Genomic DNA, 17,090 nt, shown 5'->3' with positions numbered 1-17,090 from the left:
CGCGCCGTCAGGCGGCAGGGACCTCGGCGGTGGTACGGATGCGGTCGAGCGTCGGGGCGGAGACCGGCGACTGCGCGGTCAGGTACGCCACGAACGCGTCCAGGTCGATCAGACCGGTGACCTGGTTGGTTCCGGCGGTGAGGGCGCTGAAGCCGTCGCCGCCCCCGGAGAGGAAGTTGTTCACAGTCACCCGGTAGGTGGCGGCGGTGTCGACGACCGTGCCGCCGATGGTGAGGCTGCCCCGCACAACGCGCGTGCCGGCGCACGGGTCGGCCGCGGTGCCGGTGGTGCCGGCCGGGTCGACGACGTAGCCCACGGTGGACGACGGGTACAGCGTCCGGCCGGTGACGAACTGCTGCTCCAAGACGCAGTAGAGCTGCGCGCCGGTGAGGTCCAACGTCACCAGGTTGTTGGCGAACGGCTGCACTGTGAACGCCTCCTCGTAGGTGACCGGACCGGCGTCCAGATCGGCACGGACCCCGCCCGGGTTCATGAAGGCGGCGACCGCGTCCTGCTCGTCGTCGGTGGCGGCGAGCTGCGCGTCAGCGATCACGTTGCCCAGCGGAGACTCACCAAGCGTCGTACCGAAGAGGGTTTCCTGGGTCTTGGTGAGCGCCTGGCTGGTCACGCCGACCTGGCGGTCGGCGACCGGACCGAGCACCGTCTTGTACCGGTTGATCAGCTCGGTCTGCTTCGGGTCCTTCGCCACGTCCCGGGTGACGACGACGTTGTTCGCGGCAGCGGAGATCACGTCACCGGTCCGGCGGTCGATCTTCAGGTCGATGTCGGTGACGAGGCGGCCGAACGAGCTGGCGCTGGTGACCAGCTTGCCGTTGATGTTGCAGTTGTACGCCTGGTGGGTGTGGCCGCTGACCACCACGTCGATCGACGGGTCCATCCGGTTGGCGATGTCCACGATGGGCCCGGTCATGCCGACGCAGTCGTTGATGCCGCCGGTCGCCGCCTGGGCGCCGCCCTCGTGCAGCAGCACGACGATCGTCTGCACGCCCTTGCGGCGCAGCTCGCGGGCGTACCGGTTGGCGGTCTCCGCCTCGTCGGTGAAGGTGAGGCCCGCGACGCCCTGCTGGCTGACGATCTGCGGGGTGCCCTCCAGGGTCATCCCGATGAAGCCGACCTTGACGCCCTGCACCTTGTGGATCGCGTACGGCGCCATGAGCGGCCTGCCGGTCGCGGTCTTGAAGGCGTTCGCGGACAGGTACTGGAAGCCGGCGCCCCGGTACGGGGTGCCGTCGGCGCAGCCGTCCACCGGGTGGCAGCCACCGTTCTGGATCCGCAGCAGCTCGGCGGCGCCCTCGTCGAACTCGTGGTTGCCGACGCTGGCGTAGTCCAGCCCGGCCATGCTCAGCGCCTCGATGGTCGGCTCGTCGTGGAACGCGGCGGAGAGCAGCGGGGACGCGCCGATCAGGTCACCGGCGGCGACCGTGATCGTGTTCTTCTTCTTGGCGGCGGCGCGCAGCTCGGCCAGGTGGGTCGCAAGGTATTCGACGCCGCCCGCGGGCTGCCCGGCGATGGTGCCGCTGGACCCGGTCGGCGGTTCGAGGTTGCCGTGGAAGTCGTTGAGGGCCAGCAGGGTGACGTCGACCGGCTTCGGTCGTGCGTCGGCCTGCTCGGGGGTGGTGGCGACCGCGCCGAGCGCTGCCACCGCGAGCGCGGTCAGGCCGACAGCGGCCCGACGCATCCCGGGTATGGACATGGAACTCCTCGTGAGAATCGGCGCGTGCGGTGCCCGGCCTGTGGGTCGACCGGGCCGCCGACCGACGCCGTCGGAAGGGTCGGTCGCGAATGGCGGCGGTGGGAATCGCCGCCCGCCTCGACAGCCTCTCATCCGGAATCCGGCCGGTCGAGCCGGGCGGCGATTCCGAGCGGACGGGCCGGGCGGCCCGCCAGAGCTGCGGATATGCCGCCGGCCCGGAAACGCCAGGCAGTGCGGCTGGTCGATGCCGACGTGCCGGAGATCGTCGGGCCTATGGTCTAGAGAGGACGAGACGGCAGGCGGCGCGGATGGAGGCGGCATCGTGAGCGGAGCGGCTCCGACGGTGGAGCAGGTGCGATCGGCGGACGGCACGCCCATCGCGTACGAGCGGTCCGGGGCCGGGCCGGTGATCGTTCTGGTGGGCGGGGGGTTCAGCGATCGCCACTCGACAAGCGCATTGGGTGAGGCACTCGCGCCGGACTTCACAGTCGTCGGCTACGACCGTCGGGGGCGGGGCGAGAGCGGCGACACCGCGCCGTACGAGGTCGGCCGGGAGATCGAGGACCTGGCGGCCGTGGTGGCGGCGACCGGTGGCTCCGCGGCGATCTACGGGCTGTCGTCCGGCGCGATCCTGGCGGCTCTCGGCGCGGCGCAAGGGCTGCCGGTGACCGGGCTGATCCTTTTCGAGCCGCCGTTTCAGGTGGGCCCGCACGTTGGCATCCGCGAGGACATCTCGGCGCGGCTCAATGAGCTGCTCGTGGCTGGTGACCGCGACAGCGCGGTGGAGATCTTCCTGATCGCCTCGGTGGGCCTGTCGGCCGAGACGGTCGCCGGGATGCGGGCACAGCCGGTGTGGGGTTCGCTGACCGCGATCGCGCACACGCTGCCGTACGACACGCTGATCACCGCCGGTGGCCGGCTGCCGACCGACCGGCTGGCTGCGATCACCGTGCCGACGCTCACGGTGGACAGCACCGGCAGTCCACAGTGGCTGCGCGATGCGAGCCGGGCCACCGCCGAGGCGATTGCCGGTGGCCGATCCATCAGTCTCGACGGCGGCTACCACGAGGTGCCGCCCGCCACGCTCGCCCCCGCCCTACGCGAGTTCCTGCTCGGCTGACGACCCCGCCGGGACGGGCCGGGGCCACGACCGGGCCGCGCCGACCGCCCAGTCACTCCGCGGCGAGCAGGTCGTCAGCGCGGCGCCCATCGTCGCTGACCAGCACGTCGTCGGTGAGCGCGTCGTCGGTGACCGGCGCGGCCGCGGCGAGCGCGTCGGTGACCAGGGCCCTGACCGCCTCGGGCGGCCAGCCTCCCGCGACTCCCGGGCGCTGCGCCAGGTAGTCGGCGATCCGCTCGGCCGGCCAGCCGTGTGACTCGCGCAGCCCTCGGGCGATCATGCCCAGGTAGGCCGGTGCCGGTGGGCGGCACCGCACGGCCGACGCCGACTCGGGCGCGGTGAAGGTGAGCAGCGGGACGCCGGCACGCCGGCCGGGGCAGATCAGAGTCTCGTAGCGCCCCGGGCCGAGCGTCGCCCGCCCGTGGGCCACCGCCGCGTCGACTGCCGCGCCGGTCGCCGGGACGAGGTCGGCGGTGTCGCCTGTCGGGCGGTACATCTCCTGGGCGGCGATGTCGGTGAACTGCTCGATGGTGACCAGGTAGGCCCGCGCGGCGGCCTCGCCCGGCAACTGCGGGTCGTAGAACGCCATCCCACCGGTCCAGGCGCGGGACTCGCCGGCGAAGTAGATCCCGCCGGGCAGCCACACCGGTGCCGACCGGCTCGGTGGGCGGGGGTCGCGGCAACCCGGGTACGTCCGCAGGCCGCCGGGCGGGCAGCCGCCGCCGATGTACCACGCCAGCCGGGCGGCGTGCATGTTCGAGCCGTACGCGACGTACCAGACGTTGCCGGGCATGAGCCTGCGATCAGAAGCCGCAGGTCTGGCCGGCCGAGTGGCTGACCTGCACGACGTGGGTCACGCAGCCGCCGGACTCGATGCGGTGCAGCAGGAAGGCGGTGGGCTCGGCGACCCAGCCGATCTGCTCGTCGGTGGCCATCGTGAGCGTGGACTGTTTCCAGGTGCTGGGCGCCACGGTGAGCACAGTGCCCGCGTACCCCGTGGTGACCGTGCGGTGCAGGTGCCCGGCGGCGACCCGCACGACGTGCCGGTGCCGGCCGATCACCTCGGCCAGCGCGGGCCCGTCGGCGAGCCGGATGGTGTCAGCCGTTGGGATGCCGACCGCGACCGGGGGGTGGTGCAGGAAGATCGCCGCGGGCACGTCGGGTCGACCGGAGAGGACGCCGTCGAGCCAACCGAGCTGTTCCTCGCCCAGGTTGCCGCCGCCGCTGCCGGGGGTGAGCGAGTCGAGCACGACGACTGTCGCCGCCTCGTGGTCGACGTGGTAGTAGGCGGAGAATCCGCCGCCGAGCCAGGGCGTGCCGCCGAACGCGTCGAGCAGGGACTCCCGGTCGTCGTGGTTGCCGGCGGCCAGGTGAACCGGAAGCGGGAACCGGCCGATCAGGTCGCGCAGCGCCGCGTACTCGTCGGGCCGGCCGTGGTCGACCAGGTCGCCGGTGATGACCACGCAGTCGGGGCGCGGACGGAGGGCCAGCACCCGGCCGAGCGCCCGGTGCAGGCCGGCGGCGGGCTCGGCGGCGAGCAGGCCGGTGGTCACGTGCGGATCACTGAGCTGGGCGATGAGCATCAGGGCTCGCCTCCTCGGCGCGGGGAACTCCACGCTATCGCCCGCCGCCTCTTTCCACAGGCCGCGTCCACAGCCTGTGGATAGCACATGTGTACGAAGCTCGGCGGCCCTCGCCGGCGTGGGTACGCTTGATCGCGCCGACCCCTCCCCTACCTGGAACGACGTGCGAGTGGATCATCAGCGAGTCAGCCGTGAGGTCAGCGTCCGCCTGTCGATGGCGTCGAGCGCGCCGGAGGCCTGCCGGTGGACGGTCACCGCGCTGTCCCGCCACACCCCGGCCACCATCTCGGTGCTGCTCGAAGCCCACGACCGGCTGCGCTGTGTGGCGGCGACCGGCGCGTGGCAGGTCTTCGCGACCGTCCCCGCGCGCACCGGAATCGTCGGCCGGGTGTACGCGACGGGCGTGACGGCGGTGGTCCCGGACGTCACAGTCGACCCCGACTACCTCCCGGTACGCCCCGACGTGACGGCCGAGCTGTGCGTGCCCGTGCGCGACCCGGCGGGCCGGGTGATCGGCGTACTGGACCTGCAGTGGAGTGGGCCTGTCGACCTGGAGCCGTGGCGGGAGACCGCGCAACGGCTGGCGGCCCGGCTCGGCGCGCGGATTGCCGCGCTCGGTGGCCCTCCGTCGGAGAGCCGCAGCGAGAAACTGCTCCGGCACGCCGCCGCGCTCTCCGCCGCGTCGACCGAGGAGACCGTGATCGGTGCGGCGACCTGTGCCGCCCGGGAGGTGTCCACCCTCTCCACAGCCGTGCTGCTGATCGGCGGCCCGCAGGGCGCCCAGGTCGGGCCGCCGTCGCTTGCCGACTGCGAGTTGGAGGCGCGCATCCGGGCGGAGTTGGCCGAGGCGGGGCCGGAGGCGCTCGGCCGGATCGTCGACCGGGCGCACCGGTACGGCGCCGGCTACACGCTGGGCGAGGCGGGGCACCCGCCGACCGAGGACTACCGGCCGCTGACCCGGGCCGGGGTACGCACCCTGATCGCCGTTCCGGTCGGGCCGTCGGACGCCGGTGGGGCGCTGCTCGTCGCCGACGATCGGGCGCTGCTGCCGGACCCGACCACTGTCAGCCTCATGGAGCTGCTCGCCGGGCAGGCATGGACCAGCCTGGACCGGCTGCGGACGCTCGCCCGGCTGCGGGAGCAGGCCAGCTCGGACCCGCTGACGGGCCTGCGGCACACCGGCCCGTTCGGGCAGCGGATCGCGGCGGCCACCCCGGGGCGTACGGCTCTGCTGGCGATCGACGTGGACGGCTTCAAGACGGTGAACGACACGTACGGCCATCAGGCCGGTGACCAGGTGCTGGTCGGGCTGGCCCGGGCGCTGGAGGGTGCGTTGCGCCACGGCGACGAGCTGTACCGGATCGGTGGCGACGAGTTCGTCGCGGTGATCGAGGTGAGCCGTCCGGAGGAGGCGGTCCGGATCGCCGAGCGATTGGCCGAGGCGGCCCGACGGACCGGCCGCACGATAAGTGTGGGCGTCGCGCTGCCCCGCCCCGGCGAATCCCCCGACCGCACTCTACGAAGAGCCGACCAGGCCCTTTACAAGGTAAAACGCCAGGGCCGAGACGGAGTCCACCTAGCCGCCGCCTGACCCCCACCGGCGTGACTCGGGAGCGGTCAGGCGGTGCGGAGTTCCTTGGCGAGGAGTTCGGCGATCTGGGCCGTGTTGAGGGCTGCGCCCTTGCGGAGGTTGTCGCCGGTGACGAAGAAGTCGAGGGCGCGCGGGTCGTCCAGGGCGCGACGGATCCGGCCGACCCACGACGGGTCGGTGCCGACCGCGTCGATAGGCATCGGGAACTCGCCTGCGGCGGGGTCGTCGACCAGGATCACGCCGGGGGCGTTGCGCAGCGCCTCGCGGGCGCCCTCGGCGTCGACCTCGCTGGCGAAGACCGCGTGCACGGCCACCGAGTGGCCGGTCACCACTGGCACACGTACGCAGGTGGCGCTTACCTTGAGGTCGGGCAGGCCGAGGATCTTCCGCGACTCGTTGCGGATCTTCATTTCCTCCGACGACCAGCCACCGTCGGCCGACGAGCCCGCCCAGGGCACCACGTTGAGCGCCAGCGGCGCCGGGAACGGGCCGAGGTCGTCGCCGACCGCCTGCCGGACGTCGCCGGTACGCGAGCCGAGCGCCCGATCCCCGGCGACCTTGGTGAGCTGGTCGTGCAGGATGTCCACACCGGCCTGACCGGCGCCGGATGCCGCCTGGTAGGAGGCGAGCACCAGCTCCCGCAGGCCGTACTCGCGGTGCAGGGGCGCGACCGCGACGATCATCGCGAGGGTGGTGCAGTTGGCGTTCGCGATGATGCCCCGGGGGCGGTTGCGGACCTGCTCGGGATTGATCTCCGGGACGACCAGCGGGATGTCCCGGTCCATCCGGAAGGCGCCGGAGTTGTCCACGGCTATCGCGCCACGGGCGACGGCGATGGGCGCCCACTCGGCGGAGACCTCGTCGGGCACGTCGAACATCGCCACGTCGACCCCGTCGAACGCCTCCGGGGTCAGCGCCTGGACGACGACGTCCTCGCCCCGGCAGCGCACCCGCCTCCCGACCGATCGCTCGGAGGCGATGAGCCGGATCTCACCCCAGACGTTGCGACGCCCGCTGAGCAGCTCACACATCACGGTGCCGACGGCACCTGTCGCTCCGACCACGGCGAGGGTGGGCAGCGCCGTCATCGGCGCTACCTACCCGTCCCGGCGTAGACCACGGCTTCGGTGTCGCCGCCCAGCTCGAACGCGTCGTGGATGGCGCGGACCGCGGCGTCGAGGTCGGTGTCCCGGCAGACCACGGAGACGCGGATCTCGGAGGTGGAGATCATCTCGATGTTGACCCCTGCGGCGCCGAGCGCGGCGAAGAAGCCGGCGGCCACACCGGGGTGCGAGCGCATGCCCGCGCCGATGAGGGAGACCTTGCCGACGTGGTCGTCGTACAGCAGGCCCTTGAACTTGACCGGTTCCTGGATCTTGCTGAGCGCGGCCATCGCGGTCGGGCCGTCGGCCTTGGGCAGCGTGAACGAGATGTCCGTGCGGCCGGTGCCCTCGGTGGAGACGTTCTGGACGATCATGTCGATGTTGATCTCGGCGCCGGCGACGGTGTCGAAGATCGCCGCGGCGGCACCCGGCTCGTCGGGCACCCCGACGATCGTGATCTTGGCCTCGCTGCGGTCGTGCGCGACCCCGGTGATCAGTGCCTGCTCCACGGAAAGGTCCTCCATCGATCCGGTGACCATCGTGCCGGTGTTGGTCGAGTATGACGAACGGACGTGGATCGGCAACCCCGCCCGTCGGGCGTACTCCACGCTACGCAGGTGCAGCACCTTCGCACCGCACGCGGCCAGCTCCAGCATCTCCTCGTAGGTGATGTCCCGGATGTGCCGGGCGTTGGGAACGATCCGCGGGTCGGCGGTGAAGACGCCGTCCACGTCGGTGTAGATCTCGCACACGTCGGCGTGCAGCGCGGCGGCGAGCGCCACGGCAGTGGTGTCCGAGCCGCCGCGACCCAGCGTGGTGACGTCCTTGGTGTCCTGCGAGACGCCCTGGAAGCCGGCCACGATGACCACCGAGCCCTCGTCGAGCGCGCCCTTGAGCCGCCCCGGGGTGACGTCGATGATCCGCGCCCGGCCGTGCACCGAGGTGGTGATCACACCGGCCTGCGAGCCGGTGAACGAGCGGGCCTCGTACCCCAGGTTGTGGATGGCCATGGCTAGCAGGGCCATGGAGATCCGCTCCCCGGCGGTGAGCAGCATGTCCAGCTCGCGGCCCGGCGGCAGCGGGCTGACCTGGTTGGCCAGGTCGAGCAGCTCGTCGGTGGTGTCGCCCATCGCGGAGACCACCACCACCACGTCGTCGCCGGCCTTGCGGGCGGCGACGATGCGCTCGGCCACCCGCTTGATCCGCTCGGCGTTGGCGACGGAGGACCCGCCGTACTTCTGCACCACGAGTGCCACGACTGTGCACTCCCTCCCAGCGACCCTGAGCGTGCCGACGCCGCCGGAACCGGGGCCGGCGGCGCGTGTCAGACCCCATGAGGGTATCCGGCGGGTCACGGCGGCGGGTCGGGTGATCCCACCATCCGGCCCGCGCGGCCGTCCCTGCAACGCGCGTGGCCAGGTCCGCGAGGTCGGGCGGTACGCCGAAAGTCCGCGCACGACACGCCGGGGCGGACGGCTGCGCGCCGCTGCCCGTGGCTGGCCCGTACCCACCAGAATGGGCCGGTGCCCGTCCTCTCCCGCTCGGCCGGCCGCCTGCTCGGGCCGCTCGTGTTCGCCCTGCCGGTAGTCCTCGTCTCCTGCACCACCGAGCGGCCTCCGCCTCCGCCGCCTGCCGATCCCGGGCCGGTCGAGGTGGACGCCACCCGGGATGAGCTGGCCGCCCTGGCCGCCGCCGCACAGGATCGCCACCTGGTGGCGCGGTACGTGTTCGCCAAGTCCGGCCAACCGGACCGCGACATCGTGTTCACAAGCGCGAACGACGGCAGTTGGCGGGTCGACGTGCCGGGTGGGGCGCTGGGTGGCACCGCCGACGTCTCGCTGGCCGCCACCGGCGACGGGCTGTTCCAGTGCGCCCTGCCCTCGACCGGTCACCCGGAGCCGGCGCGCTGCGTACGCCTCGGCGAGCGCGACGACGCGCTCCCGCGCCGACTGGATCCCCGGATCCAGCATCCGCTCACCGACTGGCTGGACGTGCTTACCGACAGACGCGCGCCGCTCGCGGTGGCCCTGGCCGCCACGCCCAAGGGCCTGAGTGGGACGTGTTACTCGGTCGACTCCACCTCCGCATCGCTGAACGCGCCCGTGGACGTCGGCATCTACTGCTACGACCCCGACGGCACGCCGACGGGCGTCCGGACCGAGGCCGGCACGTTGCGGCTGGCGGCCCCGCCCGGTCCGGCGCCCGCCACCGTGCAGCTGGCCGGACCGGTGGTGGCGGACGCGGAACCCCTCGACACCGCGGCCCCTCCGACGCCCGACCCGTCACTCAGCCCGAGCGCGGGAACGTCCTGATCTCCATCCCGTTACGGGTGCTTTTGCCCACATCTCCTCGGCCCACCTAAGGCAGCTAATCGCCCATACAGGACGATTTTCCACATGGCTGACCTGACTCCGCTGCTCGCCTTCCGCTGGAGCCCTCGGGCCTTCGACCCGAGTGCCACCCTGACCTCGGAGGAGGCGGCCTCGCTGCTGGAGGCAGCGCGGTGGGCGCCGTCGGCGGACAACGGGCAGCCCTGGCGGTTCGCGCTCGGCCACCGGGACGACCAGAACTGGAAACGGATCCTGGTCAGCCTTCCCGCCGACGACCAGGGCTGGGCCCGGCACGCCGCCACCCTGGTGGTCGGTGCACACACAGGTGGCGACGCCGAGCGGGCCGCGTACGACCTCGGTCAGGCGATGGCCCACCTGACCCTGCAGGCCACGGCGCTCGGCCTGCACGTCCGCCAGCTCGTCCGCTTCGACCGGGTCGGCCTCGCCACCGAACTCGACCTGCCCGGCGGCGTCCGACCGCTTGTGGTCGCCGCCGTCGGTCGGCTCGGAGACCCCTTCGCTCTCCCCGCCGAGCTGCGCGCCCGGGAAACCGGCCTGCGGCACCGGCGGCCGGTCGCCGACCTGCTGCTCGCCTGATCGGGTCACAGTCCCCGGCTGGCCCGGAGCAGGACCATGGCGGCGTCGGTGTTGCGGTAGAGCACGTGCCGCCCCTGTCGGGACCGGACGACCAGGCCGGCGGCGTGCAGCGCGGCCAGGTGCTGGGAGACGCCTCCGGCCGACATTCCGGTGAGTCGGGCCAGGTCGGTGGTGGTGGTTGCCGTGTCGAGCAGGTCCAGCAGCGCGGCCCGCCCCGGGCCGATCACCCGGGCCAGTGGGTCGCCGGACGGCCGGCCGGCCCCCTCCCAGAAGGTCCCGACGGCCCGGACCGGGTACGCCCCAGCCGGCATCGAGTCCTCCAGCAGGTTCCACAGCACCCGCCGGTTGGCGAACACGCCCGGGTTCAGCGCCAACCCGCGCCCGCGAAGGTCGAAGTCCCGCTCGAACGGGTCATCGCTGACCACCCGGTCGCCGTGCCAGCGCAGGCTCGGGTGGAGCTGCTCGAAGAAGCGACCGGCGCCACCCTCGGCGAGCTGGGCGGCCCGGTACGCCACGTCGGCGTCGAGCAGCGCCCGCATCCGTGGCCAGTCCGGGGCGATCGCCTCGTCATACCAGACCCGCACCGCGTCGACGAGCTGCGGCAGCAGCCCGCGGGGATCGGCGAGCAACGCCAGCCCGAACGGGCTCAACGGTCGATTCGGGGTGGTCGCCAGCAGATCTCGGACCACCACGGCCGGTGGTGTTGCCGCGATCTGGTCGAGCTGCTCGGCCATACCCATGTTGGGCAGGGCCGCCGGGGTGAGAAAGTCGGGCAGCCAGCGCTGTGGCCGGGTCAGGTCCACGAGCGGTCGGACCCGCACGGCCACCTCGGGACGACGCAGGGTGACGCGGGCCCGGTCGATCCAGGGCAGGTGCACGGCGTGGCGGATCGGGTCGGCGAGCGCCCACATGCTCATGACCGTCTCGTTGGCCGGTGACACGACGAGCCGCACGCCCGCCACGTCGGCCAGGCTGAACCGCAACTCCGACACACGCACCCCCGGACGCAGGATTCGGTCCAGCCTAAAAGGCTCGACCGACTCCGTGGGGGCACGGTTCACTTCCCCGCCATGGGGACCAGAGACACCATTCGTACCGCAGTTCGAGACGTCGTACCGCCGGCCGGGCTGATCCGCGCCCTGGCGGTGCAGGCCATGGTCTACGCCGTCGGCAGTGGGCTGTTCCACGCCGGCAGCGCCGTCTTCTTCACCCGGGCGCTGGGGCTCAGCGCCGCCCAGGTCGGGCTGGGGCTGTCCATCGCGGCGGGGGTGTCGCTGCTGGGCACGGTGCCGCTGGGCGGGCTCACCGACAGGTACGGAGCGCAGCGGGTTTGGGTGGTGGGGCTGGTGCTGAACGCGGCGCTGTTCGCGACGTACCCGTTCGTGGGCGGCTTCGCCGGCTTCCTCGCCGTGGTGGTGGCGTTGGCCGCCGTCGACGCCGCCGTCGGCGTGGCCCGGCAGGTCTACTCGATCAACGCGCTCCCACCGGCCGAACGGGTCACCGCGATGGCGTACCAGCGCTCGTCGCTGAACGTCGGCTTCGGGCTCGGCGCGGTGATCAGCGGCCTGGTGCTGGCGGTGGACACGATCACGGCGTACCGGGGAATGGTCTGGTTCATCGCGACGGTCTTCCTCGTGACGGCCCTCTTCGTGCGGCGACTGCCCCGGCTGCCGCAGGTGGCCCGACGGGCGGAGCCGATGAGCCGGCTCGCCGTGCTGCGGGACCGTCCGTTCATGACGGTGTCCCTGCTGTCCGGGCTGCTCACCGCGCACCAGGTGCTCTACCTGACGGTCATGCCGCTGTGGATCCTCACCCACACCGACGCCCCGAAGACGGTGATCGCCGCTCTGGTGCTGCTCAACACGATCCTGATCGTGCTGCTCCAGGTGCGGGTCAGCCGGGGCACGGACACCGCGGCGGGCGCGGCGCGGGCCTCCCGCCGGGGTGGGCTGCTGGTCGCCCTGGCCTGCCTGGTCCTGCCGATCTCCGGGATGACCCGGGGCCCGCTCACAGTCGTGGTGCTGCTTGCCGCCGCGTTGCTGCTGATCCTGGCCGAGCTGATCGAGTCGGCGGGCACCTGGGGGCTCACCGCCACCCTGCCACCGGCCGGTGAGCGCGGTGCGTACGTGGGGGCGCTCGGGCTCGGCGTGCAGCTCCAGTACCTGGTCGCCCCGGCCGGACTGACCGCGCTCGGGGTGTCCACCGGCGGGTGGGGTTGGTTACCGACGGCAGCGATCTTCGTGCTGATCGCGGTGGCGATCGTGCCCGCGGTGGCCTGGGCGCAACGGACGCCGAGGCTTGGTGCCGAGGCCCCGGAGTCGGACATGACACCGGTCCCATAGTCCGGACCAGCCTTTCCACCCTCCCCTACATCACGTAGGGTGACCTGGTCATGTGGCGGGCGCTTCTCCTCCTTAGCCGCCGCGACGAGGCCTGACCGGCCGGCACCTCGTCGCGGAGTCGCATCGCGCCGTCCAGCACATCTGAGCTTCCCCTCGGCACCGTCGGGCATCGTCGCCCGGCAGCGCGCCGACACCTTCCGATCTGCTGACGCCACATGTTCCAGGGAGCACTCCGACATGGCTCAACCTGTCACCGACGCCGAGACCGATCCGATCGCCCGGCAGCGCCCCAGCCAGATGCCGTACCACCGCTACCAGCCGTACCGGGAGCAGTTCCGGGTCGACCTGCCCGACCGCGCCTGGCCCACCCGCACTGTCGAGGCCGCGCCGCGCTGGTGTGCGGTGGATCTGCGCGACGGCAACCAGGCGCTGATCGACCCGATGTCGCCCGAACGCAAGCGCCGGATGTTCCAGCTGCTCGTGCAGATGGGTTACAAGGAGATCGAGGTCGGCTTCCCGTCGGCCAGCCAGACCGACTTCGACTTCGTCCGGCAGCTCATCGAACAGGACATGATCCCGGAGGACGTCACCATCCAGGTGCTCACCCAGTGCCGGGAGCACCTGATCGACCGGACGTTCGAGTCGCTGCGCGGCGCGAAGCGGGCCATCGTGCACTTCTACAACTCGACCTCCACGCTGCAACGGCGGGTGGTCTTCGGCCTGGACCGCGACGGCATCGCCGACATCGCCACCACCGGCGCGCGGCTCTGCCAGAAGTACGCCGAGATCCACACCCCGGACACGGAGATCTTCTACGAGTACTCGCCGGAGTCGTACACGGGCACCGAGCTGGAGTACGCGCTGGAGGTCTGCTCCCGGGTGATCGACGTGATCGACCCGACGCCCGACCGGCCGCTGATCATCAACCTGCCGGCCACCGTCGAGATGGCCACCCCCAACGTGTACGCCGACTCGATCGAGTGGATGCACAGGCACCTGCCGCGCCGGGACAGCGTGGTGCTGAGCCTGCACCCGCACAACGACCGGGGCACCGGGGTGGCCGCCGCCGAGCTGGGCCTGCTGGCCGGCGCGGACCGCATCGAGGGCTGCCTGTTCGGCAACGGCGAGCGCACCGGCAACGTCGACCTGGTGACGCTGGGCCTCAACCTCTTCTCCCAGGGCATCGACCCGATGATCGACTTCTCGAACATCGACGAGATCCGGCGCGCGGTCGAATACTGCAACCAGCTCCCGGTGCACGAGCGCCACCCGTACGCGGGCGACCTGGTCTACACCGCCTTCTCCGGCTCCCACCAGGACGCCATCAAGAAGGGCTTCGACGCCCTCGCCGCCGATGCGTCGGCCGCCGGTGTGCAGATGGACGAGCACACCTGGGCAGTGCCCTACCTGCCCATCGACCCGAAGGACCTGGGCCGCACCTACGAGGCCGTCATCCGGGTCAACTCGCAGTCCGGCAAGGGCGGCGTCGCGTACATCATGAAGAGCGAGCACCAGCTGGACCTGCCCCGCCGGCTCCAGATCGAGTTCTCCGGTGTCGTGCAGCAGGTCACCGACCACGACGGCGGCGAGGTCGACCCCCGCGCCATGTGGGAGATCTTCGCGACGCACTACCTGCTCGACCACCAGCCGAACCCGGCGATCCGGTTCGGCGGCTACACGATCGGCACCACCGACGGCAAGGTCGAGATCGAGGCGCAGGTGGGCGTGGGCGGCGAGCAGCGCGCGCTCGCCGCGGTCGGCAACGGCCCGATCGACGCGTACGTCAACGCGCTCCAGTCGGTGGGTGTGGCCGTCCGCGTGCTCGACTACCACGAGCACGCGCTGTCCTCCGGTGGGGACGCGCAGGCCGCCGCCTATGTGGAGTGCGAGGTGGACGGTCGGACGGTCTGGGGTGTCGGCACCGACGCCAACATCGTCACGGCCTCGATCAAGGCGGTCACCAGCGCCGTCAACCGCGCCCGCGGCTGATCGCACGTGCCGCGCCCCCGAGGTGGTTCGCTACTTCGGGGGTGTGGCGGCGGGCATCGAGTGACAGGGCTGCGACGGCGGGGCCTCCCGGGACGGCCGGTGCACCAGCACGAGGGCCAGCACCGCGCCGACCAGCAACAGCCCCGCGGACCAGGCCAGCGCTCCCCGGAACGCGTCGGTCAGCTCGGTCTTCTGCTCGTACCCGCCGCCGGAGAGGCCGACGAGCAGCGGCAGCGCGGCCACCGCGAGCAGACCGCCGGCCCGGGACGCGGCGTTGTTGAAGCCGCTGGCCACCCCGGAGAACCGGTCCCCGACCGCGGCGAGCACCGACGCGGTGAGCGGCGCCACCACGAGCGTCAGCCCGAGGCCGAAGAGCAGCACTCCGGGCAGCACGTCGGTCCAGTACGACGCGCCCGGATCGACGCCGCGCAGCAGCAGCAGACCGACGGCAGCCACCACCGGCCCGACGGCAAGCGGCAGCCGGGGACCGATCCGCGCCGCCAGCGCACCTGCCCGCGCCGACCCGACGAGCAGCAGCAACGTCATCGGCAGCAGCGCGATCCCGGTGCGGAAGGCCGACCACCCGACCACGTTCTGCAGGTAGACGGCGAAGAAGAAGGTGAACCCGTTGAGCGCCGCGTAGACCACGACTGTGAAGATGTTCAGGACGGAGAAGAGCCGACTGCCGAACAGCCCGGTGGGCAGCATCGCCGTGTCGCCGCGCCGCCGTTCCAGCAGCACGAAGGCCACCGCGGCCAGCACCCCGACCAGCGCGGCGATCAGCACCGACGCCGAGGCGAAGCCCCGCGCGGGCGCGTCGATCAGGGCGTACGTGACGCCGGCGAGCGCGAGCGCGCCGAGCAGCGCCCCGGCCACGTCGAAGCGGCGTCGCGTCCGGCCCGGCCCCTGCGTCCGGGAGGCGTTCTCGTCCCGGCTCTCCGGCACCCAGCGGGCGGTGGCCAGCACCACCAACACGGCTATCGGCACGTTCAGGAAGAAGATCCACCGCCAGGACAGCGCGTCGATCAGCCAGCCGCCGAGGAAGGGGCCCAGCGCGGTGGACACGCCGGACAGCCCGGCCCAGGCGCCGATCGCCTTTCCCCGGTCGTCCGGGTGGAAGCTGGCCTGGAGCACCGACAGGGAGCCGGGCGTGAGCAGCGCCCCGCCCGCGCCCTGGAGGAACCGGGCCCCGATCAACCAGCCGGTGCCCTGGGACAGCCCGCACAACACCGACGCCAGGGTGAACCACACCACCCCGATCAGGAAGAGCCGTCGTCGGCCGAAGCGGTCCCCGAGCGCGCCACCGAGCAGCACGAACGCCGCCAACATCAGCAGGTAGCCGTTCACGGTCCACTGGAGATCGGCAACGTTGGCCCCGAGATCCTGGCCGAGTTTCGGCAGCGCCACGTTGACGACTGTGCTGTCGAGGAAGACCATGCCGGAGGCGAGCACCGCAGCGAGCAGCGTCCCCCGGCCGGCGGCGGTGCCCATTCTAAGAGCGGGCGACGGTAAGGCTGTGGTCATCTCACCAATCTGCCTTGCAGGATGTGGGAGACGCCACGAAACGCCGAAACCGTTCCCGGGTACTGTGCGCAATCGCCAGAAGCCCGCAAGCTGGAGAGGTGTCGTCTGTGCGTACCAGATCAGGACCGCGCGCGGCGGTGACCGCGCTCGTCGCGGCGCTGGCGCTCGGCGTAGCCGGTTGCGTCCCTCCGGACGAGACGGGAACGCCGCCCCCACCTGGCGACGGCGGCAACGCGGCGCAGCAGTTGGGCCAGCTGACCGTCGCCACCGCCGGCTCGATGAAGGGCTACAGCCGGGAGCACTTCCCGCACTGGCGGAACACCGGGAAGAACTGCGACGTGCGGGACAGCATCCTGCAACGTGACGGCAAGGACGTGAAGCTGTCCGGCTGCAACGTCGTCGGCGGTCGCTGGGAGAGCGTGTACGACGGCCGTACCGCCACCGACCCCTCCGACGTGGACATCGACCACATGGTGCCGCTGGCCAACGCGTGGCGCTCGGGCGCCGACGAGTGGGACGACGCGAAGCGCGGCGACTTCGCCAACGACACGACCCGGCCGCAGCTCCTCGCGGTTTCCGCGTCCTCCAATCGGGCAAAGGGTGACCAGGACCCGTCCCAGTGGAAGCCGGCGAACCGGTCGTACTGGTGCCAGTACGCCAGAGACTGGGTGACGGTCAAGCACCACTGGCGGCTGACGGTGACAAGTGCCGAGAAGGCCGCCCTGACCGACATGTTGGAGGGCTGTTGATGAGTGAGGGAGCTGCGACAGGCGCCGAGCCGAAAGGTGACACAGGCCCGGCCGCGGCCGGCATGACCGCGGATGGCAGCGCCGAACCCTCGGCCGCGGTGCCGGGGGCCGGCATGGTCGCGGACTCCGACGGCGCCGGTGGCGCGCAGAGCCGCACCGCCGACATCGTGCCCGGTCCGGGCGGGGTGATGACCGACGAGGTCGGGGTGGTCACCGGGGAGCTGACCCTGCGCACCGAGTACGCCGACGGCAAGGTCACGCTGCGGGTGCAGTACAAGGACGCGGACGAGTGGTACGTGGTGACAGGCGGCTCGGTCCCGCTGGGCGACCCGGCCGGGCTGGACGCGGTGCACGCCGTGGCGGTGGCCCTGCTGCACCGCCCCGAGGGCTGACCGAGCGCCCGTGCGGAGGCGGTGCGCGGCCGGTCCCGGTCGATGATCAGATCGAG

At 72.1% G+C, this 17,090-nt stretch carries 15 protein-coding genes; 8 read left to right on the top strand and 7 right to left on the bottom strand.

The features are described from left to right. Positions 1–7 precede the first annotated feature (7 nt). Positions 8–1,714 (bottom strand): bifunctional metallophosphatase/5'-nucleotidase, encoded by a 1,707-nt coding sequence (locus ACLQ26_RS11790; protein ID WP_425744453.1) that lies wholly within the window; start codon positions 1,712–1,714, stop codon positions 8–10. Between the two features lie 322 nt (positions 1,715–2,036). Here ACLQ26_RS11790 and ACLQ26_RS11785 point away from each other — a divergent pair, with 322 nt between their 5' ends. Continuing rightward, the gene (locus ACLQ26_RS11785) at positions 2,037–2,834 is read left to right on the top strand and encodes an alpha/beta fold hydrolase (RefSeq protein WP_425744452.1); all 798 of its coding nucleotides are present in this window, start codon (positions 2,037–2,039) and stop codon (positions 2,832–2,834) included. 52 nt (positions 2,835–2,886) lie between these two features. On the opposite strand, the gene ACLQ26_RS11780 is transcribed toward ACLQ26_RS11785, so the two are convergent. Further along, positions 2,887–3,627, bottom strand: coding sequence for a histone deacetylase (locus tag ACLQ26_RS11780; protein ID WP_425744451.1), 741 nt, complete (start codon positions 3,625–3,627; stop codon positions 2,887–2,889). Between the two features lie 10 nt (positions 3,628–3,637). Continuing rightward, positions 3,638–4,417, bottom strand: coding sequence for a phosphodiesterase (locus ACLQ26_RS11775; RefSeq protein WP_425744450.1), 780 nt, complete (start codon positions 4,415–4,417; stop codon positions 3,638–3,640). 214 nt (positions 4,418–4,631) lie between these two features. Here ACLQ26_RS11775 and ACLQ26_RS11770 point away from each other — a divergent pair, with 214 nt between their 5' ends. Continuing rightward, a complete protein-coding gene (locus tag ACLQ26_RS11770; RefSeq protein ID WP_425744802.1) occupies positions 4,632–6,008 on the top strand; it encodes a diguanylate cyclase in 1,377 nt (458 codons plus the stop codon). A gap of 26 nt (positions 6,009–6,034) precedes the next feature. On the opposite strand, the gene ACLQ26_RS11765 is transcribed toward ACLQ26_RS11770, so the two are convergent. Together ACLQ26_RS11765 and ACLQ26_RS11760 are read right to left on the bottom strand one after the other, a co-directional pair. Beyond that, positions 6,035–7,096: an aspartate-semialdehyde dehydrogenase gene (locus ACLQ26_RS11765; RefSeq protein WP_425744449.1), complete on the bottom strand. Its 1,062-nt coding sequence runs from the start codon at positions 7,094–7,096 to the stop codon at positions 6,035–6,037. Positions 7,097–7,101: 5 nt separating this feature from the next. Beyond that, the gene (locus tag ACLQ26_RS11760) at positions 7,102–8,367 is read right to left on the bottom strand and encodes an aspartate kinase (protein WP_007466238.1); all 1,266 of its coding nucleotides are present in this window, start codon (positions 8,365–8,367) and stop codon (positions 7,102–7,104) included. Positions 8,368–8,634: 267 nt separating this feature from the next. On the opposite strand from ACLQ26_RS11760, the gene ACLQ26_RS11755 reads away from it, so the two are divergent. Both ACLQ26_RS11755 and ACLQ26_RS11750 read left to right on the top strand, forming a co-directional pair. Further along, positions 8,635–9,423, top strand: coding sequence for a hypothetical protein (locus ACLQ26_RS11755; protein ID WP_425744448.1), 789 nt, complete (start codon positions 8,635–8,637; stop codon positions 9,421–9,423). Positions 9,424–9,507: 84 nt separating this feature from the next. Continuing rightward, entirely contained in the window at positions 9,508–10,038 is a 531-nt protein-coding gene (locus ACLQ26_RS11750) for a nitroreductase family protein (RefSeq protein WP_425744447.1), read from the top strand. 5 nt (positions 10,039–10,043) lie between these two features. On the opposite strand, the gene ACLQ26_RS11745 is transcribed toward ACLQ26_RS11750, so the two are convergent. Next, the gene (locus tag ACLQ26_RS11745) at positions 10,044–11,036 is read right to left on the bottom strand and encodes an ArsR family transcriptional regulator (RefSeq protein ID WP_425744446.1); all 993 of its coding nucleotides are present in this window, start codon (positions 11,034–11,036) and stop codon (positions 10,044–10,046) included. A 72-nt stretch (positions 11,037–11,108) separates the two neighbouring features. Here ACLQ26_RS11745 and ACLQ26_RS11740 point away from each other — a divergent pair, with 72 nt between their 5' ends. Together ACLQ26_RS11740 and leuA are read left to right on the top strand one after the other, a co-directional pair. Continuing rightward, a complete protein-coding gene (locus ACLQ26_RS11740) occupies positions 11,109–12,380 on the top strand; it encodes an MFS transporter (protein ID WP_425744445.1) in 1,272 nt (423 codons plus the stop codon). A gap of 237 nt (positions 12,381–12,617) precedes the next feature. Beyond that, positions 12,618–14,369 (top strand): 2-isopropylmalate synthase, encoded by a 1,752-nt coding sequence (gene leuA / locus ACLQ26_RS11735; RefSeq protein WP_425744444.1) that lies wholly within the window; start codon positions 12,618–12,620, stop codon positions 14,367–14,369. A 30-nt stretch (positions 14,370–14,399) separates the two neighbouring features. On the opposite strand, the gene ACLQ26_RS11730 is transcribed toward leuA, so the two are convergent. After that, a complete protein-coding gene (locus ACLQ26_RS11730) occupies positions 14,400–15,893 on the bottom strand; it encodes an MFS transporter (RefSeq protein WP_425744443.1) in 1,494 nt (497 codons plus the stop codon). Between the two features lie 107 nt (positions 15,894–16,000). On the opposite strand from ACLQ26_RS11730, the gene ACLQ26_RS11725 reads away from it, so the two are divergent. Both ACLQ26_RS11725 and ACLQ26_RS11720 read left to right on the top strand, forming a co-directional pair. Beyond that, positions 16,001–16,642 (top strand): HNH endonuclease family protein, encoded by a 642-nt coding sequence (locus ACLQ26_RS11725; protein WP_425744442.1) that lies wholly within the window; start codon positions 16,001–16,003, stop codon positions 16,640–16,642. Then, on the top strand, positions 16,642–17,034 hold the full coding sequence (locus ACLQ26_RS11720) for a hypothetical protein (protein WP_425744441.1): 393 nt from the start codon (positions 16,642–16,644) through the stop codon (positions 17,032–17,034). The genes ACLQ26_RS11725 and ACLQ26_RS11720 overlap by 1 nt, the downstream gene beginning before the upstream one ends. Positions 17,035–17,090: the final 56 nt, after the last annotated feature.

The sequence above is a fragment of the Micromonospora sp. DT43 genome, assembly GCF_049841645.1.
GTDB lineage: Bacteria > Actinomycetota > Actinomycetes > Mycobacteriales > Micromonosporaceae > Micromonospora.
This window is presented reverse-complemented; position numbering and strand designations above follow the sequence as displayed.